Annotated in this window: 23 protein-coding genes; 17 read left to right on the top strand and 6 right to left on the bottom strand. The window is 37.9% G+C overall.

Annotated features, from left to right (window positions below; genetic code table 11):
• Positions 1-3: 3 nt before the first annotated feature.
• The gene (locus tag ACYP5M_RS04590) at positions 4-456 is read right to left on the bottom strand and encodes a nucleoside deaminase (RefSeq protein ID WP_101225484.1); all 453 of its coding nucleotides are present in this window, start codon (positions 454-456) and stop codon (positions 4-6) included.
• A gap of 255 nt (positions 457-711) precedes the next feature.
• Here ACYP5M_RS04590 and ACYP5M_RS04585 point away from each other — a divergent pair, with 255 nt between their 5' ends.
• The 11 genes from ACYP5M_RS04585 (at position 712) to ACYP5M_RS04535 (ending at position 7,992) form a co-directional block, all read left to right on the top strand.
• Entirely contained in the window at positions 712-1,614 is a 903-nt protein-coding gene (locus tag ACYP5M_RS04585) for an AEC family transporter (RefSeq protein WP_101225417.1), read from the top strand.
• Between the two features lie 234 nt (positions 1,615-1,848).
• Positions 1,849-2,259, top strand: coding sequence for a hypothetical protein (locus ACYP5M_RS04580; protein ID WP_101225416.1), 411 nt, complete (start codon positions 1,849-1,851; stop codon positions 2,257-2,259).
• Positions 2,260-2,681: 422 nt separating this feature from the next.
• The gene (locus tag ACYP5M_RS04575; protein WP_048687119.1) at positions 2,682-3,410 is read left to right on the top strand and encodes an amino acid ABC transporter ATP-binding protein; all 729 of its coding nucleotides are present in this window, start codon (positions 2,682-2,684) and stop codon (positions 3,408-3,410) included.
• 19 nt (positions 3,411-3,429) lie between these two features.
• Positions 3,430-4,257, top strand: coding sequence for a transporter substrate-binding domain-containing protein (locus ACYP5M_RS04570; protein ID WP_101225415.1), 828 nt, complete (start codon positions 3,430-3,432; stop codon positions 4,255-4,257).
• Between the two features lie 106 nt (positions 4,258-4,363).
• Positions 4,364-5,002, top strand: coding sequence for an amino acid ABC transporter permease (locus tag ACYP5M_RS04565; protein WP_048687123.1), 639 nt, complete (start codon positions 4,364-4,366; stop codon positions 5,000-5,002).
• Between the two features lie 14 nt (positions 5,003-5,016).
• The gene (locus ACYP5M_RS04560; RefSeq protein ID WP_459734709.1) at positions 5,017-5,667 is read left to right on the top strand and encodes an amino acid ABC transporter permease; all 651 of its coding nucleotides are present in this window, start codon (positions 5,017-5,019) and stop codon (positions 5,665-5,667) included.
• 15 nt (positions 5,668-5,682) lie between these two features.
• Positions 5,683-5,931 (top strand): hypothetical protein, encoded by a 249-nt coding sequence (locus tag ACYP5M_RS04555; RefSeq protein WP_452445010.1) that lies wholly within the window; start codon positions 5,683-5,685, stop codon positions 5,929-5,931.
• A 67-nt stretch (positions 5,932-5,998) separates the two neighbouring features.
• A complete protein-coding gene (locus ACYP5M_RS04550; RefSeq protein WP_459734708.1) occupies positions 5,999-6,280 on the top strand; it encodes a DUF4190 domain-containing protein in 282 nt (93 codons plus the stop codon).
• A gap of 110 nt (positions 6,281-6,390) precedes the next feature.
• Positions 6,391-6,711, top strand: coding sequence for a hypothetical protein (locus tag ACYP5M_RS04545; protein WP_137020179.1), 321 nt, complete (start codon positions 6,391-6,393; stop codon positions 6,709-6,711).
• Positions 6,712-7,336: 625 nt separating this feature from the next.
• Positions 7,337-7,759 (top strand): nucleoside 2-deoxyribosyltransferase, encoded by a 423-nt coding sequence (locus tag ACYP5M_RS04540; RefSeq protein ID WP_157831145.1) that lies wholly within the window; start codon positions 7,337-7,339, stop codon positions 7,757-7,759.
• A gap of 110 nt (positions 7,760-7,869) precedes the next feature.
• Entirely contained in the window at positions 7,870-7,992 is a 123-nt protein-coding gene (locus ACYP5M_RS04535) for a hypothetical protein (protein WP_272492815.1), read from the top strand.
• A 400-nt stretch (positions 7,993-8,392) separates the two neighbouring features.
• Here ACYP5M_RS04535 and ACYP5M_RS04530 read toward each other — a convergent pair whose 3' ends face one another.
• The gene (locus ACYP5M_RS04530) at positions 8,393-9,136 is read right to left on the bottom strand and encodes a L,D-transpeptidase family protein (RefSeq protein ID WP_452445008.1); all 744 of its coding nucleotides are present in this window, start codon (positions 9,134-9,136) and stop codon (positions 8,393-8,395) included.
• A 220-nt stretch (positions 9,137-9,356) separates the two neighbouring features.
• On the opposite strand from ACYP5M_RS04530, the gene ACYP5M_RS04525 reads away from it, so the two are divergent.
• Positions 9,357-9,809 (top strand): YueI family protein, encoded by a 453-nt coding sequence (locus ACYP5M_RS04525; protein WP_452445007.1) that lies wholly within the window; start codon positions 9,357-9,359, stop codon positions 9,807-9,809.
• Positions 9,810-10,052: 243 nt separating this feature from the next.
• On the opposite strand, the gene ACYP5M_RS04520 is transcribed toward ACYP5M_RS04525, so the two are convergent.
• Both ACYP5M_RS04520 and ACYP5M_RS04515 read right to left on the bottom strand, forming a co-directional pair.
• Complete coding sequence (locus tag ACYP5M_RS04520) at positions 10,053-11,120, bottom strand: AI-2E family transporter (RefSeq protein ID WP_101225409.1); 1,068 nt, start codon at positions 11,118-11,120, stop codon at positions 10,053-10,055.
• Positions 11,121-11,621: 501 nt separating this feature from the next.
• Entirely contained in the window at positions 11,622-12,890 is a 1,269-nt protein-coding gene (locus ACYP5M_RS04515; RefSeq protein ID WP_230175891.1) for an L-lactate MFS transporter, read from the bottom strand.
• A gap of 644 nt (positions 12,891-13,534) precedes the next feature.
• Here ACYP5M_RS04515 and ACYP5M_RS04510 point away from each other — a divergent pair.
• Positions 13,535-14,623: a branched-chain amino acid aminotransferase gene (locus ACYP5M_RS04510; protein WP_101225407.1), complete on the top strand. Its 1,089-nt coding sequence runs from the start codon at positions 13,535-13,537 to the stop codon at positions 14,621-14,623.
• A 348-nt stretch (positions 14,624-14,971) separates the two neighbouring features.
• On the opposite strand, the gene ACYP5M_RS04505 is transcribed toward ACYP5M_RS04510, so the two are convergent.
• Positions 14,972-15,658, bottom strand: a complete 687-nt coding sequence (locus ACYP5M_RS04505; protein WP_101225406.1) for a response regulator transcription factor — start codon at positions 15,656-15,658, stop codon at positions 14,972-14,974.
• 137 nt (positions 15,659-15,795) lie between these two features.
• On the opposite strand from ACYP5M_RS04505, the gene ACYP5M_RS04500 reads away from it, so the two are divergent.
• On the top strand, positions 15,796-16,683 hold the full coding sequence (locus ACYP5M_RS04500) for a R2-like ligand-binding oxidase (protein ID WP_434167021.1): 888 nt from the start codon (positions 15,796-15,798) through the stop codon (positions 16,681-16,683).
• A 125-nt stretch (positions 16,684-16,808) separates the two neighbouring features.
• Positions 16,809-18,020 (top strand): iron-containing alcohol dehydrogenase, encoded by a 1,212-nt coding sequence (locus ACYP5M_RS04495; RefSeq protein ID WP_459734707.1) that lies wholly within the window; start codon positions 16,809-16,811, stop codon positions 18,018-18,020.
• Positions 18,021-18,142: 122 nt separating this feature from the next.
• On the opposite strand, the gene ACYP5M_RS04490 is transcribed toward ACYP5M_RS04495, so the two are convergent.
• Positions 18,143-18,397 carry a small, acid-soluble spore protein, alpha/beta type gene (locus tag ACYP5M_RS04490; protein ID WP_434167019.1) on the bottom strand — a complete coding sequence of 85 codons (255 nt, stop codon included), beginning with the start codon at positions 18,395-18,397 and terminating at the stop codon, positions 18,143-18,145.
• Positions 18,398-18,609: 212 nt separating this feature from the next.
• Between ACYP5M_RS04490 and ACYP5M_RS04485 the strand changes: the two genes are divergently transcribed.
• A complete protein-coding gene (locus tag ACYP5M_RS04485; RefSeq protein ID WP_101225402.1) occupies positions 18,610-19,344 on the top strand; it encodes a YqcI/YcgG family protein in 735 nt (244 codons plus the stop codon).
• A gap of 163 nt (positions 19,345-19,507) precedes the next feature.
• On the top strand, positions 19,508-20,182 hold the full coding sequence (locus ACYP5M_RS04480; RefSeq protein ID WP_452445005.1) for an FMN-dependent NADH-azoreductase: 675 nt from the start codon (positions 19,508-19,510) through the stop codon (positions 20,180-20,182).
• The last annotated feature ends 94 nt before the right edge of the window (positions 20,183-20,276 follow it).

Genomic DNA, 20,276 nt, shown 5'->3' with positions numbered 1-20,276 from the left:
CGATTAATATTTCACTTTTTCCGTATTGGTTTCCCATGTGCGGAATGGTAAATCATGGTCATTAAAAGACAATTGTTTCATTTCAATCGTGCGATTTTCCATTGGCAGGGCAAGTTCTTTGTATATAAAGTGATCATCAAAGCCGATAATTGCAGCGTCTTCTTTAGTGCATGCGTAATAAATGGCTTTTGGACGTGCCCAATAAATAGCACCGATGCACATGGGGCATGGTTCGCAGCTAGTGTATATTTCACAATCTGTAAGCTGGAAGCTGTCGAGATTCCTGCATGCATCACGAATCGCCTGTACTTCGGCGTGAGCAGTAGGATCGTTGGCCGTTGTCACATTATTACATCCTCTGCCTACGACTTTGCCATCTTTTACGATTATAGCACCGAAAGGTCCTCCGTTCTTCGCCAATACATTTTCATATGCAAGCTGAACAGCCATCTCCATGAATTTTACATCCACTAAAAACACCCCTTCATATATATTTATAACCTAAATTACTGATGTTACGTTTATTAACGTAAATATAATAAACAATATACCATATGCATAGGAAATGGAATATTGTTTTCTGAAAATAAAGAAAAATCGGTTTGTTAGAATATATGACGTGCAATCAAAATGGTTTAAAAGAATTTTTACAAATAATAATAAAACTGATATTGTTAAAAGAAAATCATTAAGATTATGAAGGTGAAGTGCATGGGGTTTTTGGGAGTTCTTTTACCGATATTCGGTATTTTTGTTTTAGGGTTCATCGGTCAGAAAAAGTTCAAACTTGATACAAAATCGATTTCCACGATGGCATTATATTTAATGTCACCTTTTCTTGTGTTCCGGACTTTTTATTCCGCAGAATTTACGATTAATTATTTCTACCTGTTCTTATTCACGATAGTACTTTGTCTTTCTCTTATACTGGTAGTCTACATCATATCTTATTTTCGCAATTATACAGTCACTGAGACAAGCGGCATGATATTGGCATCTGCATTCATGAATAACGGAAATTACGGAACACCCGTCATTTTCCTGTTATTCGGAGCCGCAGGACTCGATTATGCAATCATCCTTATGGTGGGACAGCAGTTAGTGATGTGCACGATCGGCATTTATTTCGCAGCGAAGGGCAGCCCGGAAGGTAACGGAGTTCAAACGGCGATTAAAGCAGTATGTCGAATGCCAATTGTTTATGGAGCCATTGCCGGTACAGTATTTCAGTTCGTTAACGTACCTTTAAGCAATTCGGTTATGGAAGCTATTAACCTTGTTGCAAATGCAGCGATTCCCACAATAATGATTACACTGGGAATGCAGCTGGCCAACATTTCGCTGAAAAAAATAGCCTATCGGAAGCTATCAGTTTCGCTGCTCCTTAAACTTGCCGTGTCACCGGCCATTGCCTTCCTGCTATCTCTTGCCTTGCCAGTGGGTGATATGGTCAGGCATATCATGATCATCGTAGCTGCAATGCCAACGGCGGCCAACACTACGATGTATGCGCTCCAATTCAATACGGAGCCTGAATTCGTATCAAGTGCTACGTTCATAAGTACATCATTAAGCCTGATTACGCTTCCAATCATCTTTTTCTTTGTATTATAGGAGATTATCATTCTAATTATGTGGGCAAACTTATTATATACAAGAAGCGGAAGAATCCTGGCTAATTAAAAGAGGGATCCGGAAAGATTATATGAATTACCTTTGACCTCGCGGTTAGTGAACGACTTGTGGACTTGGATTTAGGTCCAAAACATTTTCATTTAAAATTAAAGGGCAAGCTTGTTAAACTGGTGTTTACTTTTTTTAATGCCTGTATTTGATTGGAGGGGTTTTATGTTCCAGACTAAAATTGAACTGACTAATACTGGAAAGATTGATGCCATTTTAAAGGGAATCGTTCTGAAAACCTATGAAGAGTCACTGGAAGAAAAACTCTTGCTATGCATGGAGTGCGGTGATGTCGATTTTTATATCGCGTATTCAAATAATGAGGAACTTCAGGATGCGATAAATGAAAACTTTGAAATTGATGAATATGGCGAAATCGTGAAAATAGATGAACATCAGGAACTTATGGATGATTTATACGATTATTTCTTGATCATACATAAGGAAAGTGATTTGTTTGATTTTTTTCCAGTAGGTCCATATACTCACGGAGGGGAAACCCGTGAATCGGATACGGATATGCTGGCGCCAAGGGGTTTATATTCAGCGCCATTTGAAGACGCGATAAAGGAATGATGAAAAAGGCAGCGATAGCTGTCTTTTTGTGTTTTTAAGAGCGTATTAAGCCTTCGGGAAATAAATGCATTTTTACAAAAAGAGGGAATTTTTTTTATGGATATCAGTTTAAATTTATCAGTTTTATGAAATATAGCAATAATATCATGAAATATAATATCGTTTTTAACAATTTAAAGTTTATATGGTAATTTTAAGAAATATTATATATAATAAAAAATGTGAATATTGAATATATTATTTGAATTACTAGTTTAAAATAACAATAAAAATGGACTTTTCACGATGAATTATGAAATATTGGGAAATAATTTTTGAAGAAAGGATTATACATAAGATTTGTTTCGAGTTAAGAGAGTGATATATTACGCTTTTAGAATTCTGATTATTATAAATTTTCAGTTTTGGGCAGGGGGCTAATTATGATAGTTTTTGACCGAGTGAATAAGTATTATGGCGATTTCCATGTATTGAAAGAAATTAATCTTACAATTAAGAAGGGGGAGGTGGTAGTGGTCATCGGACCTTCGGGTTCAGGGAAAAGTACACTGCTTCGATGCATTAATCGTCTAGAGACCATTTCGCAAGGTTCCCTTTCAATAAATGGTCTAAATGTAGCGGATAAAAAGACGGACATAAACAAACTTCGTCGGAATATCGGTATGGTTTTCCAGCATTTTCACTTATATCCTCATAAAACAGTGCTCGAGAATATCATGCTTGCTCCCAGGAAAGTTCTAGGGCAATCCGAAGAGGAAGCGAAAAAGATTGCACTGAAGTATCTGGACAAAGTGGGGATTGGAGATAAAGCGAATTCATTTCCTTCTCAGCTTTCAGGTGGACAGCAGCAACGGGTAGCGATTGCCAGAGGTTTGGCAATGGGACCTGAAATCATGCTATTTGATGAACCTACCTCAGCCTTGGATCCAGAAATGATTGGCGAGGTACTGGATGTAATGAAAGCACTTGCCCATGAAGGTATGACGATGGTGGTGGTCACGCACGAAATGGGATTTGCCCGTGAAGTAGCGGATCGAATCGTATTCATGGACGAAGGCAGGGTTTTAGAAGAGGCATCACCGGCTGAGTTTTACGCCAATCCTCGTGAAGAGAGGGCTCGTTTATTCCTTAGCCGTATATTAAATCATTAAAAAAACAGGGGTGAATTACATGTTGAAGAAAAAGAAATGGTTAAAATTATCTTTGCTATCCTTACTGGCTGTCATTTTATTAGCTGGATGCGGCGGGGGGAACGATTCAGACAAAGCTGAAGAGGGTGGAGGCAAAGACAAAGAAAAAGATGTTCTCGCACAAGTGAAGGAAAAGGATAAGATCGTTTTTGGGGTGAAAAATGATACAAGACTATTCGGATTGAAGAATCCTAGTACTGGAGAGGTTGAAGGCTTTGATATTGATATTGCCAAAGCTCTTGCAGCAGAAATCCTTGGTGATGAGAATAAAGTTGAATTTAAAGAAGTGACTTCTAAAACCAGGATGGCATTATTGAATAATGGTGATATCGATGCGATTGTAGCGACCATGACAATCACGGAAGATCGTAAAAAAGAAGTAGACTTCACTGATGTTTATTTCGACGCAGGACAATCTTTATTAGTCAAAAAGGGCAGCGATATCAAGGGTATTGATAGTTTAAAAGGGAAAAAGGTATTGGCTGTCAAGGGCTCTACTTCTTCCATAAATATCCGTGAAAAAGCTCCTGAAGCACAAGTGCTTGAATTTGAAAACTATTCCGAAGCGTTCGCTGCACTTAAATCCGGACAAGGGGATGCATTGACCACGGATGATTCCATCCTTTATGGAATGGCAGATGAAGATCCAAGTTATGAGCTTGTTGGCGGTACATTTACGGAAGAACCTTATGGTATTGCCGTGAAAAAAGGAAATGCTGAATTTGTTGAAGAGTTGAATAAAGCCCTTAAGTCTCTTAAAGATTCAGGCAAGTACGATGAAATCCATGATAAATGGATTAAACATTAAACATTTTAGCAAATGGATAAGGGAAGCTGACCTTAAATAACATTTGAACATTTGTCTATGAGGATGAGCGTTTTGCTCATCCTTACTAGTTAAAGGAGTGTATGCCGTGCTTGATTTCTCCATTTTAACAGAGAATCTGGATATGTATTTATTAGGCTTTAAAAATACGATCATGTCGAGTTTGGTCGCGTTGATAGCCAGTTTGATTCTTGGTGTGCTAATTGCCATCATGCGGATTGCACCATTAAAGCCACTAAACTGGCTGGGTACCGCCTATGTCGAGTTCATTCGGAACATTCCGTTATTGATCATAACCTTTTTCTTCTTTCTCGGTCTTAAACTAAGCGGACTATACGCCGGGACATTAGCCTTGACCATTTACACTTCATCTTTCATAGCTGAGGCAATTCGAGCAGGCATACTTTCTGTGCCAAAGGGTCAAATGGAAGCTGCCCGTTCATCAGGTCTGACTTATGGACAGGCAATGAGGCTCGTCATTCTGCCGCAGGCCGTTAAAATAGTCATTCCTCCTTTAGGAAACCAATTTATCAATCTAGTAAAGAATTCTTCCATTTTAGCCGTTGTTGCAGGACTCGATCTTATGTACCACGGTGATTTGATTTCTTCAAGGACTTTTGTTGTATTTGATGTGTACATTTTCGTTGCAGCGTTTTACTTAATTCTTACCATTCCTTTAAGTTTTGGCGTTGGTTATTTGGAAAAACGTCTGGCTAAGAGTAATTGAGGGAGGTATAAGATATGGATTTTGCAGGTGCCTATACACCAGATAATCTTAAGTTTTTATTAGAAGGATTTTGGGTAACGCTCCAGGTAGCTTTTATATCCATTATTCTAAGTTTCATTATTGGCGGTCTTGTAGGTATAATCCGATACGCAAAAGTGCCGGTGTTATCACAAATATTAGCTTTGATTGTAGAAACGGTGCGTAATTTGCCTCTGTTATTAATAATATTTTTTACCTATTTTGCTTTGCCGGAGATACGGATTAAACTGGAAATCATTCCAGCAGCCATAGTTGCCTTGACAATTTTTGAGTCAGCCATGATTTCTGAAGTCATTCGAAGTGGGCTAAAATCCATTGATAAAGGCCAAATGGAAGCTGCCCGTTCATCAGGTTTGAGCTATACACAGGCATTGATACATATTATTCTGCCCCAAGCGCTGCGCCGCATGGTTCCTCCCATTGTCAGCCAATTCATTTCTTTATTAAAGGATACCTCTTTAGCGGTTGTCATCTCTTTGCCGGAGCTGACCCATCATGGTCAAATCATATATGGACAAAGTCAAAAGTATTTAATACCGATTTTGATCCTGGTGGCTCTCATGTACTTCATTGTGAATTATAGCCTTTCTTTGGTAGCCCAGAGACTTGAATTGAAACGAACCTAAAAAAACGGCTCAGAAATGAGTCGTTTTCTACTTGTCTACGAGGTTCGGAAGTGTCTCACCCCTAACTATGATTATAAAACTATACTTGGTTATCCTTCATGTAATTTCCTTGTGAACCCCAATAGATTGAAGAAATTTGCGACACTCCTGCCGAATAACTGGCTAGCCGGGACCCCACAGGCGCTTGCTTTGATGAGGCTTGGCATACAGTCGGCGGAAAAGGCGTGGATTTCTGGAATCGACTGGAATAATAGTGATGAATGAATACACAAAAAATGAATCTTTTGCTTTTAATAACCGTATATATAATGGAAGAAAGAAGGTGGAATATATGTCGGAAATTAAAAGAAGCAATAGCAAAGCGATTGTATCATTGATCATGGGTGTATTATCTTTGTTTATTCCATTCATAGGCATCATATTAGGTATTCTCGGTTTAATATTTGCATCGAAGAGTAAACAAGAAATTAAGCTTACTGGTGAATCTGGAGAAGGATTAGTGACAGCTGGAAAAGTGTGCAGCATTGTTGGAATAATCTTGAATGTTCTCATGATTCTGATTTTCCTGGTGTTTTTTTATTTCGCAGTGAATACGGACATAACAACCTATTGAGTGCTAAAATAAACTTGACAAACAAAGAAAAGTAAATTAATCCTATATAAAATGGAAATTCATGTTATAATTAATATAAAAACCTAAATTTTGTATGAAGGGATGATATTTTGACCATTCAAATCTTTGAGTACCCAGCCGTATTCTATTATGAAAAACACCCGTTGATTATCGACTCTTTTTCCGTTCAGGTTTGTTTCCCGGATTTTAGGCGAGAAGGAATTATTTCTTCCGTTAGCGGTAGGAATCGGGTAGATGCCTTAGCTTGTGCTCAAGAACTGCTGGAATCCATGGTCGAACATTTTATTCACGATAAAAAAAGAATCCCGGATGCAAGTGAAATGGAAAAGGTAAATCTGGATAGGGGAATCAATATTTGTGAGGCTGCACCCTTCAGGATTGAAATAGAAAATATCACATATGAAAAATAAAAAACCTTGCCGGTTAAAGGACAAGGTTTTTATTTTGCATTTCTTGAGATTCAATGAAAATTTTGTAACCCGGATTGTCAGGCACTTAATACATACATAGAATATTATTTTTTGTATAAGGTGAACTCGACAGTGACCACTGCATAAAATACTCCGGAGTGGCTTCACTTTCCTTTCTGATTTGGTAAAAAATATGTTTTCAGAGTAGGACGCCCAAGTATTTATCCAGTAGAAAGCATCCCCATCTCCTCAAGTTTTAATCATTCTATTTAAAACAATGAAGACTTTTGGCAATAGGGGTCTATCTAAAAGTAAACAAAGTTGATTGGAGCGGGTGTGCAAGACTCCTGCGGGAAAAGCGAGAGCCTGGTGGAGAGGAAATTAACGTTTAAATTGCACAAACCCCTAAAAAAACAGTAGGCAAACTCGATTTTCATAGGGTATGTCTTCAGTCTGTAACCATCATGACCTGTAGAGGAATGATGGTTTTTTGTTTCGTTTGAAATTTCGATTTAATTATTTTTTAATTTTGGGGAAAGGATATTGCGTTCTTTATAACGAATATGTATAGTATAGGTAACGTAGGTAAAAAGTATCAATAGTTATATATTTTGGAGGTGTATGTGTGAAATATTATATAGCATCAGACGAAAAAAATTTGAAGCAAGTCAAATCATTGATCAAGAAATTGACTTCAAAAGGGTTTACATGTGTGAATGACTTGAATTTAATTACGAATGATGAGAAAAACCAAATAACGGACGGCATTGGAGAATATGAGAAAAAGGGGATTGAGGAAGCCGATTTCATGCTGATCTTCCTAACCGCAGGAAAAGGTAATCTATATGAGCTTGGCTATGCTTTATCTTTAAATAAGAAAATAATTGTGTATTCGCCTGAGAAAGACAATTATCATATTAATAAAAAATCAATATTTCATAATCTGCCCGAGGTAACAATCTGCAGCGGGACCTTTTATAAGCTGGTTAAATTGATACATACGCTTTCTCCGGAAGGATCTGAACAAGATTCACTGCATCTTAAATAAATGTCGAATGTAAAATTTTAAGGATACCCTCTAATAAAATTTCTTTTGAACGAATTGTTTAAAGTATTAAAAATGAGGGTAAAGACAATTAAAAAAGGGAGAGGACTGTTTTGGCCATTATCGATATCGACCAATTATTGTTAGCCACTGAAGCGATAGCAGAAGAGTCAGTTCCATTCCATCTTGATACATTTGACATCGATCAACTTTTAGATAAAACGGATAATTGGTAAGGAAAAGCATGCCCAGAGAGGATATGCTTTTTTTCTGACTAAAAATAACCTGAGTACCGGTATGAAAAAAATACAAGTAATCAGGCAAGTGAGGATATTTTAAAGAATTGGATAAAGTTAAAACCGGCGTCCTTTTACGAATCCTAATATCACAAACATCGAGATGGTGCCAATAACAAAAATTGCTTTAATGGAATTAACGAGAATTTCATCGTACATTTGTATTACCTCCTTTTATGTAATGACAGTGCGATTATGATTAGCTGTTGATGTATAAATTATAACATAAAGTCAATAACCGGTGGTGGGAAATTAAAGACGATATGGGTAATAATGTATAGGTTGGAAAGTTGAAGCACAAAAAAAGATATCCTCTAAAAGTGGATATCGGCAATGAAAATTATTTAAGTCCAAGCGCTTTTTTCGTTTTTGGTCCGACGATCCCATCAGAAGTAAGCTTTTTAGAGCTTTGGAATTTTTTTACAGCCGTTTCGGTGTTTTTTCCAAATGACCCATCCACTCCTTTAGTGCTGAATCCAAGTTTAGTTAATCTTTTTTGCAGTTCAATTACATGGGGGCCACTGCTTCCTTTTTTTAGGGTGGAGTTGGTATTTACAGGTAGGCTCACAGATCCGCTCACTTTATATCCATTCGTGGCAGCTATGGTGGCAAATGATCTATTCGAACTGGCAATCAAGACTACAGTGTTCATTCTCACCCTATCGTACAGCCACTGAACTTCATTGTTATACATCCGAATACAACCGGCACTTATATATTTCCCAATGGTTGTAGAATCATTATTGCCATGTATTGCGTACGTATTTCCTGGTGTATTCCTTGCATTGATCCCCAGCCATCTTTTACCTAGAGGGTTTTTTGGGTCTCCGCCTCTAATGTTGCCTTTATAATAGGGACGATTCACAATCTTTGTCACTACCTTGAACTTTCCTTCAGGAGTGTAGGAGGCTTTCTTTCCTGTCGCTACGATGAATACCCTCACCAACTTATCATTTTCGTAATAGGCAAGCTGATTATTGGCTTTATTGATGATAATCAGTTGTCTTGCTGCCGCACCTGAAGTATTACTGAACCCAACAAAAGTAAAGGCGAATATCAATATAAATACAATTAATTTCCTCATGTTTTTCCCCGTCCCTCATTTAAGCAACCTACTTTTACACATATACTATCCTATGCATGAAGTGGGGCTAAAGTGACAATTTTTTAAAGTGGGGGTAAACTAACAATGGGTATTTTAAACCCAGAGTACTTTCTGATTGTTTGCATACCTAAAGAATGATGGGCACTATTTTTGGCCATATTACATACATTATTGAAGTGAAAGCGGAGGTGGAAAAGAATTGTCACGCCTAAATGTGGAGGACTATCTAGAACAAGGAATCCATGGTCCAAAAGAAATAAAGCCTGGTGAACGAAGGGAATTTCTGGGCACATTACGGGAGCGCGTCGTCATCGTACTAAAAAAAAGCCAAGTCTTTGAAACGAATGTATATCCGGAGATAGAGCAGATGATGAAGCAGTATCCCCGTTCAAATTTGTTTTTAAATGGTCAGATGGACTATCAATATTTAGGGAAATATATTAAATTGGCAATGAGTCATAATATTCCTTATAAAATTGTCCTAAACAAAGATCACAACTCCGATTTGGGTCTGGTATTGGCAGAAAATAATGCCATAAACAAAGAGGAAATTCATATCGAGAAGAAATTTCATGCCCAGCAAGTTATCAAAAAGAAAAGCTTCAAAGCGTTTTTCAAGCGCTTTGTTAAAAAATTATTAAACAAACGTTGATAGAATTATCAACGTTTTTAGTTTGTCTATAAAAAGAGGCACGAAAGAGATTTAAAATCAAGAATAGGTTATCCTTCTTGTTTTTTACTGTTATATGTGGATGAACTGGAACGTTTTGAAAATCAAAAAACTGCAGGCAAACTCGCTTATCCTAAAGTTTGTCTACAGTTTGAAAAGTTGATGAATGATTTTTGTTTTATTTTTCAAGCGTCTTTAATTAAATGTGTAGACAACCATTCCTGATTATGCAACCCTTTTCCGTAAGCTATAAAACTTCCTGAAATTCCCTATGATTGTTTTTACTACGGAATACGTGGGGATAGCGATTAAAATGCCAATGAAACCGTATATTGATCCTGCAGCAAGCAGCAATAAGATAATGGTAAGTGGGTGAATGTTAAGACGTTTTCCCATAACATTCGGTGTAACCAAGTGCCCTTCGACCTGTTGAACAACGGTAAGGACAATGAGTACTTTCACTGCCAACCCAATGTCTTGCTGTAAGGCAATGAAGAGGGCAGGGATGATGCTTATTAATGGACCAAGGAATGGTACAACGGTAAAAATCATGGCGAATAGGGCTAGTACAAGTGCATAATCGAGACCGATAATAAGGTAGCCAATATACATCAAAGTTCCAATGACGATTGATATGATGAATTGACCGATAATATAAGTTGAAAGGGTTTTATCGACGTCTTTTAAAATCGTGTTTCCCTCTGATTCTACATCGGTCGGAATATATTTTAATAGAAATGGTCTTAATTTATCTCCATCCTTCAAGAAATAGAATAAAATGAATGGTGTAATGACCAATACTGTTAAAACACTAGTGATCGTGGAAAAAATGGTATTGACATTCACTATGAGTTTTTCGGAGTAATCTTTCAAATGTGTGACCGCTTTTTCTTTCAATTCTTCCATATTGACCATGCCAAAATCATTTTTTTCAATCATGACTTCAGATTCTTTAGACAATGCCTTGACTTTGCTGGGGAGGTTTTCAGATAATTTTTGAAATTGGTCAACGATTACAGGACTGCCAAAGTAACCTACCATCCCAATCATACTAAATATAATTAAAAAAACGGTAAAGATGCTAGCTGACCTCGGGATAAATTCAGTTAAAAAGTTAACGACCGGACGTAATATATAGTATAAAAGCCCAGCCACAATAATAGGGAAAAACATCGCAGCAATGATTTTTTGTAGCGGCTGCAGAACATAATCAATCTTACCTAGTAAAAAAATAATCAAAATGATCAAAATGATCGCGCATGCATATTTGAAAAACGGTTTATTGATCCACAAGACAATCCCCCCTAATTCCATCTCTTACTTGATTCCCTGATTTAGCTTAATGTTAAACTAAATAACTTGTTCTAATTGTTTGGTGTAAAATGATCATTCAACTTTTTTCGATATAGCTGACCAGAATTAAATGGGAATACAGTCTGTTAATATAGCGGCAAGCAAACAAAAACAGACTTTCACTGAAATATGAAAGTCAACTTTAAAAAATATTTGGTCATTTTGACTTTTACCTGTCCTCACGTTCATAAGTCGATATGCCCAATGAATGCATTTCCCTAGACTACTGCGGTTAAGTTTAAGCAATGCGCAAAACTGCACCAGCAAGAAATCCTGCTGGGATGATAAATCGTAAAAAGTTCCAAAAAGACATCGATCCGGAAGATATCCGTAAATTTTTTAAAAGCAGCCGCCGGTTAGGCCAAAACAAAAAAGGCATCATCAAAGGTAAATTCCGGTTATGGAACTTTACTTGATAATGCCTTTTTACTAGGTTTTAAATTAGGATATTTTACTGAATGTGTTCGTTACTCCTTGTTTCTGTTCTGTTTGCATTTTTTTAATGTCCAGACGCAACCAGATGGAGATGGCAAATGCTATCGCAATTAATGCTGCGAAAACATAGAATACTGGGATGTAACTGTTCGTACTTTCCCTGATTGCGGTAACTAACATAGGTCCGCAAACCCCGCCTAGAGACCATGTAGTTAAAAGGTAACCGTGGATGGCCCCAATTTCCTTAGTTCCAAATAAATCCCCGGCAAATGCTGGGAGATTTGAAAATCCTCCTCCATAACAACTCACGACCAGCAAGATGAGTCCTTGGAATAATAGTGTATTTGTAGTGGTAGGAAGTAAAAGGAACGCTCCGATTTGAATGATGAAGAAAATGACGAAAACATTTGGACGTCCAATATAATCCGATGCTGCTGCCCAGCCAAGTCTTCCTCCGCCATTAAAGATTCCCATAATACCGACTAATGTTGCTGCACCTGCTACAGACAGACCAACAACGTCTTGAGCCATAGGTGAAGCTACCGATATCATCATGATCCCTGCACTTGTATTTATCAGTTTCATGGACCATAACATCCAGAAGTGTTTAGTTTTAACCGCTTCTTTTGCAGTTAATTGCCTTAGGTCTTTCTTCAGTTCTTTCTTACCGGACTCAATATCTTTCTTCATTCCTTCAGGTAGCCAGTTGGCCTTTGGAGGTGCAATATAGGATGCTCCTAAGAACATCAATATGAAATAGCCTGCGCCTAAAATATAATATGTAGTATAAATGCCAACGGATTCCATAAGGCTTGCAGCTACTGGGGCTGTAATGAGTGCTCCGGCACCGAAACCTAATACTGCCATTCCTGTTGCCAATCCCCTGCGATCTGGGAACCATTTGACTAAAGTGGATACTGGTGAAATGTACCCAATCCCCATACCAAGTCCACTTAAAACCCCATATGTCATTAGGTAAAGCGGAAGTGAATCGACCATTACTGCTAAACCGGAACCAGCTTGACCTAAACCGAATAATACGGCAGCGACCATTGCTGACTTCCTTGGACCATTTTTTTCTACGAATTTGCCAAAGAAGGCAGCAGAAGTTCCTGCAAGCGCCATCATTATTGTGAATGCTAACGTTACTTCAGTTTCTGACCACCCCATAGTCTCGACTAATGGTTTTTTGTAAACGCTATATGCGTATGCACCACCAATGGAAAGGTGAATGGCGATAGCGGATAAAGCGATTAACCATCTGTTTTTTGTCATGTTGTTACCCCTTTTCGTTAAAAAATAAGAAAGTTGCATGCGTTTTATCTATAATATATCGTTTTGCATGCGTTTTATCTATCTTGTGGGATAAGTATATAAGAATATTATTTAGTAGTAAACTACTAAATTGAATTTCAAGTAAAATTTTCCTCTGTGCTTAGAGTTGGGAAAAAACACTTTATGGATTCGGATTAAAAATGTTATATATTCTAAGGATTTTAATATACATATAAGGTTTGCAGGTATTAGCTTTGGTGTTTTATTCACGAATCTGCCAAAAGTCTTTTCATTTATCGATTTTCCTGGTTACAAAAAGGGAAACGATTGAATTTACTCTTAAGTTGCGATGAAACAGAATTATTCTCATTGGCTTTATAGTGATTATTTTGATAAAATTAATCTAATATTCAAGACATCTTAGCGTACCACCCGGAATTGATATTTTTAGTGGTTTCAGGAATAATTGATTCTTTTTTCAGGAATCATAGTCTGGAAATCAAAGAAAAACCCATTTATTTTAAAAAATTCCGAAAATTTCGTCTTAAAGGCTTGAACTATGATTCCTTATAGGAGTAAACTAATTAAAGATAGATTTTATGGAAGTGAAATCTTGTAAATTTAATCAACAAGGGGTTTTGGTAATGAAGGAACATGACATGCAAATCACGCTTAGTACAACAAAGAAAGAAAAACCACAAGCGGACCAGCTTGAGTTCGGTAAGCAGTTTACCGATCATATGTTTATTATGGATTACACACAAGGGCAAGGGTGGCATGATCCAAGAATTGTTCCTTATCAACCGCTCTCATTGGAGCCGTCAGCTATGATTTTTCACTATGGTCAATCCGTTTTTGAAGGATTGAAGGCATATGCAACACCAGAGGATGAAATTATCTTATTCCGTCCGGAAAAGAATTTCCAACGCTTAAATAGTTCGAATAGCCGATTATGCATACCGGATGTCGACGTTGATTTCGCGTTGAAGGCCTTAAAGACTTTAATTAGCGTTGATAAGGATTGGGTTCCCCAGGTAGAAGGGACATCTTTATATATCAGACCATTCATTATAGCTACTGAGCCTTATCTTGGAGTATCTCCATCGAATAAGTATCAGTTCATCATCATCATGTCACCAGTAGGTTCGTATTATAAAGAAGGCATCCATCCAGTTAAAATTGCAGTGGAGTCAGCTTTTACACGTGCAGTTAATGGAGGTACAGGTGAAGCCAAAACGGGCGGTAATTATGCATCGAGCCTAAAAGCCCAGGAAGTATCAGAAAAGATGGGTTATGCCCAAGTTCTTTGGTTAGACGGAGTGGAGAAAAAGTATATCGAAGAAGTTGGAAGCATGAATGTTTTCTTCAAAATTAATGGTGAAATCATCACCCCTGCTTTAAATGGAAGCATCCTTCCGGGTATTACTCGTGATTCCATTATAGAATTGCTGAAACATTGGGGTCTTCCCGTGTCGGAAAGACGCATTTCGATGGAGGAAGTCCATGAAGCCCATAAATTAGGTCACTTGGAAGAGGCCTTTGGAACGGGAACAGCCGCGGTCATATCACCAATTGGTGAATTTTTGTGGAATGGTGAAGAAATGATTGTTCAAAGCGGGGAAACTGGCGAACTTTCCAGAAAGCTTTATGATACACTGACAGGTGTCCAAACAGGTAAAGTCGCAGACGAGTTGAATTGGACTACGAAAGTAGAAGAAAAAGTGACTCAATGAGACTTAAACAAAAGGGGTTCGGAATTTAAAAATTCCGAACCCCCTTTTGAAATTCCCTTTGAATTTTGGCCTAAAATTATGTATTGAGGCTCAACGAGACCTCCGTGTTTTCGCTGAATAGAATCATGTTTTAGAAAGCATCCTCATCACCTCAAATGAAGACTTTAGGCAAAAGGGTTCTATTTAAAAGTTAAAACAAAGTTGATTGGAACGGAGGGTACGAGACGCCTGCGGGAAAAGTGAGTGCCTGGAGAGGAAATCAACGTTCAAATTGTACAAACCGTAAAAAAATTCGATTTTATAGAGTTTGTTTACAGTCTGAAACCTTCTTTGAAGTTTTTTTTTGTTTCACATAATCATTTTGTGCCTTATGGCAACAGCGACGGCCTCGGTCCGGTGATTCACTCCCAATTTCCTGATAGCAGAAGAAATATGATCTCTGACTGTAAATTCACTAACGCTCATCTTTGGTGCCATTTGCTTTAATCCCAATCCATTGGCTAAATATTGAAGGACCTCCACTTCACGTTTGCTTAGAAGGTAAGTGGGAGGGGCGGAATCCAATGTCGAACCGACGGCCAATTTTAAATAATGGGAAAGCTTCATTAAATCATTCTTGGTAACAGGCTCGTTAGCGTGAATGGGATCAACCAACACTAAACCGATGGCCATGTCATTCACAATTACCGGAATGATAGCCAATGAAGAGATGGAAAACCTTTTAACGTATTTTGCGGGGATGGAGGATTTCGCATGTTGGATGGTTAAGTATATGGGTTTGTTATGGATGACTGCTTGGTGGATGGGATATATATCATGAATATTTTCTTTAACATTATGTAATGAAAAGGTATCTTCACTCGTACATGCACATATTCCTTCACCCATTCCTGTTAAACATGAGTAACTGAATAAAGAAGCGCGTTGAAATGAAAAAAAATCCACACAGCCCTTTAAGATCATTTGTGCTTTATTTGCCATATCTTTTTGATGGGAAATCTTTTTTACATGATTCATCATAGTTTCCTCAAGCATTCGACTTTATTCCTCCCTACATTTTCAGTGCTAGGATAAATGCTACTAATATCTTACAATATAATGAAAACTCTTACAAATTTAATAAATCCTTGGATACAAAAGTTTAAAGTTCTTAATTTTAAGGAGGCATTACCATGAAAAGAAAGAATTTAACGACCACCAGCCGGAGTTTTAGAGAAGATACCCTGCCATTTAAACTTTATCAAAAGGCCAAAAGATTCGGTATATGGAATCCTCGTGACATTGATTTCAGCCAGGATAAAGAAGATTGGAAGTCATTTACTGATATTGAAAGGCAAGTGTTATTACGGATCATTTCACTTTTTCAAGGCGGGGAAGAAGCAGTGACTTTGGATTTGCTGCCTCTCATTATGACGATAGCCAAAGAAGGCAGGATTGAAGAAGAAATGTACTTAACGACATTTCTGTTCGAGGAAGCGAAGCATATGGAGTTCTTTCGTTATACATTAGATCAGGTTGGTGAAACGGGTGATTTGACAGTTTATCATTCAGACACTTATAAATCGATTTTTTACGAAATATTGCCTGAAGCGATGGAGAAACTTTTATCCGACCAATCCCCTGAAGCATTGGCAGAAGCAGCCACTGTTTATAATATGTTTACCGAGGGTGTTCTTGCAGAAACTGGATATTTCGGTTTTTATCAAACGCTTGAAGCTAATAAAATGATGCCTGGTTTATTAAAAGGCGTGGGTCTTTTGAAGAAGGATGAATCACGCCATATTGCTTATGGGACCTTCCTGCTGCAGAGAATCATCAGTGAACATCCACATATCTTTAAACAGGTTGAAAAGAGAATGGAGGAACTTTCTCCTCTGGCCATCGCGTTAAATACGGAGGGATATGATCGGTTAGGAAATCCATTTGGCAATGACCAACAAGCTATATTGAATTTTACCATGAAACAATTAACGGTGCGGATGGAGATTTTAGCCAGGGCAAAAGGGAAGGGGATTGAAGAAATCTATCAAAGTAACGAAAAGGAATATGGGGTTTTGTAAAGCCGGTAAAAGATACAAGCTTACTATTTAGTATGTTTGTTAATGAATGGCCATCAGGAACTTTGAGATAGGGTATAAACAATCCTTAACTATGAATATAAACTTATATATCTGAGGTGATCTGTATGAAAGTAAACGCTCATTCGAATTTTTGGCTAAGGACTTCGGTTTACAGTGGCACTAACACTCGTTCACTCATCCCAAACCTTTTCAATGGTCTCGGGGCCAAAAGGATTCTACTCGTAAGTGATGCGGGCTTGGAAAATGCAGGTGTCGTTAATAAAGTTGCCGAAACTTTTGATCAGGAGAATTTAGGTGCCAGAGCTGAAATAGTTGGACAGTTTCTGGGTGTTACACAAGACGCAGCGAGTGAATGTGTAAATGAAGCATTGAAATATGCACGCGAAGTGAATGCCGATGCCATACTTGCCATCGGTGGAGGGAGTGTCATTGATACCGCAAAGGCATTGAAATTCGGATTATACAAAGGAATTACGGATATTAAAGATGCAATTCCAAGCGGCTATCTGTATGAGGGTTTTCCAAAAGCCCAATCCATGAATATCCCGCATATTTCCGTAGCCACAACAGCAGGAACCGGTTCTGAAGTATCTCCGATAGCAGTCATATATAATGAACATAAAAAAGTGAAAATGAATATATACAATGTTTTTTTAAGTTCGGATGTTGCCATTCTAGATCCTGAGTTAACAGTCGGACTGCCGAGTGACATTACGGCGTTTACTGGTGCAGATGCATTGACACATGCAATGGAAGCGATCGTTTCACCTGCGGCTACATCAATAACCGATGCTTATGCATTTCAGGCCATCCGAGTTATTGATAGAAATTTACCGGGGGCCGTAAAGGACGGAACAAATATTGAGGCCAGAATGGAAATGCTTCATGGAAGCATGATGGGAATCACTGCATTTTGTAGTGCATTGAATGCGATCCCGGTTCATAACTTTGCCCACGCATATGGGGCGTTATTCCGTATTCCTCATGGATTGGCCAATGCTGTGTTATTACCGGTCGTATTGGAATCAACCCCGGATTTATATCTTCCAAAGGCCCATTTGATAGCCGAAGCCTTTAGTGTGAAAATCCATGATGAAGATTCAAAAAGAACCTTAGTGAAAGTGGTGGAAAAGCTCCGTGTTTTCCTATCCGATCTTGGGCTGCCCTCTGACTTCAGCGCCTATGAAATTAACCAATCCGATATGGAAAGAATTCTTAAAGCAGTAAGGACGGATCCAGCTGCCACTAATTACCCGATGTCGGAGGAATTAATAATGTCAGTAGTTTCAAGAGTTTCACCCGTGAGAATTAGTTAATTTTAAAAAAGCCAGCCCGTTAAGGTTGGCTTTTTTATGGTTTAATGCCATCCAACGTGTTAAGTCCAGTTTCTATATATGAGCTTTTAAAGGGGAGCACTAACAAACGGGATCGAATCTTGTTAATGTTTTTTCCGTAAGTTTTCCTGTGCCATCTTTACAAGTTCCTTGACCATGCCTCCGCCTAATTTTCCGCCTATTTTTCCATTCTGCTTGGATGTCAGTTCACCGTTATAGTCTTTTTTCAGTGGTACGCCAATTTCCTTTGCCACTTCAAACTTTGCTTCTTCGGGATTCTTTGTACCAGCAACTTTGGCTTTTAAATCATCTAGTCCTTTTCTCGCTTCAGATACTAGAATTTTCCTTCTCCTTGCCATTAAGCACCACTCCTATTTTTTTCTTAGGTTATCCTATTGTAAAGAAAATGATTAACATGCAGATCGAATGTTTTTAATTGAATTCCGATGAACCTGGAGGAAGTCATAATCCCTTAAATAAAGAAGTAATTATATAGGGTGCACAGGTACGTAGAAGTTTTAGTTTATTTAAAGCGGGTAACATATAATAAAACGATTTAAGGAGAAAAATGATGCTGACTGCTAATTCAAGTTTGTTAACAAAAGAAGATATGACAAATCCCGATCGAGTGCCGCAATGGCTAATTAAGGAATATCAAACATTCCATAATACAGTGACCGATAAAACCTTTCCTTGTTATTTTGGTATGAAAGCTGAAAATAAAGGGGAACTTCGGTATGCTTATATCACACAGAAAGATTGGTCCAATCTCCCAAAAGCAGTGGAAAGTTTTCTTGATTTATTTCAGGAACCACCATATATCAGGCACGGTCTTTTCGTCTTTATGGAGCCTGAATCAATAGAGGGTGATATAGAATTTTACCGTAAAAGGTTTTGGGATATCCTGCAATACTTACATAAAGCGGATGAAAAGCCTTGGCCAATTGAAAAGCCGAAAGATCCCGAGCATTATTTATGGGACTATCATTTTGCAGGGGAACCAATCTTTGTCTTTGGTAATGCACCTGCTTATAAACAGCGTAAAACGCGTGATTTAGGAAATAGCCTTGTACTTGGATTCCAACCCCGGATGATCTTTGAGGGCTTGGAGGGAACGGAAAAAGGGGGAATCATGTCACGTGAAAAGGTTCGTGAACGAGTGGAGAAATGGGATAACCTTCCTAAACATCCGGATATCAGTCACTTTGGAGATGTAAATCATAATGAATGGAAACAATTTTTCATAGGGGATGATATAGAACCGATAAAAGGTAAGTGCCCCTTCCATCATAAAGAGTTAACTTAACCGAGGGCAAATTGCTCTCGGTTTTTTTCGCGTCCTGCTTAGAAAGCCTCGGGATAAAAAAATAAAGGCGCGCAAAATAAAAAACATATTTCTTGCCTTATAAGATTTTCAGATTTATAATGTGAAAGTAGCAATTGCAGTTAATTCGAGATATATGGATTAAATGCTATTTTTAAAAAAACAAACAATAATAACAATTGGGGGAACAAAAATGTCTAAAGTATTATTTGTTAAATCAAATGACCGTCCAGCGGATCAAGCAATCAGTGTCAAAATGTATGAAACGTTTTTGAACACATATAAGGAAGCAAATAGTAACGATGAAATAACTGAATTGGATTTATTTAAACTGAACTTACCTTACTACGGAAATACAGCGATCACTGCCCTATATAAACGCAACCAAGGCATGGAATTGACTGAAGAAGAAGTGGAGATTGCCGATATCGTGCAACAATACTTGAATCAATTCCTTGCTGCCGACAAAGTGGTATTTGCCTTCCCGCTATGGAACGCAACGGTTCCGGCACCATTGGTAACTTATATCTCTTATCTTGCTCAAGCGGGAACAACATTCAAATATACAGCTGAAGGCCCAGTCGGTTTAGCTGGTGGTAAAAAAGTGGCGTTACTTAATGCACGCGGATCAGATTATGCATTGCCTGGAATGGATGCTGCTGAAATGGCAGAGAAATACGTAACGATGAATTTAAACTTATGGGGCATAACAAACCCAGAAACAGTTGTAATCGAGGGACATAATCAATATCCAGATCGCTCTCAGGATATCGTTGCAGAAGGATTGGCGAAAGTTGCTGAAACTGCAGCAAAATTCTAATTGTAAAAAGAAAAACCAGTATGTATTTTTAGCATACTGGTTTTTCTATGCAGATTTTTCTGAAAGTCGATTATAATAAAGGGTAAGCTATTAA

Source organism: Peribacillus sp. N1, assembly GCF_054600815.1.
This window is presented reverse-complemented; position numbering and strand designations above follow the sequence as displayed.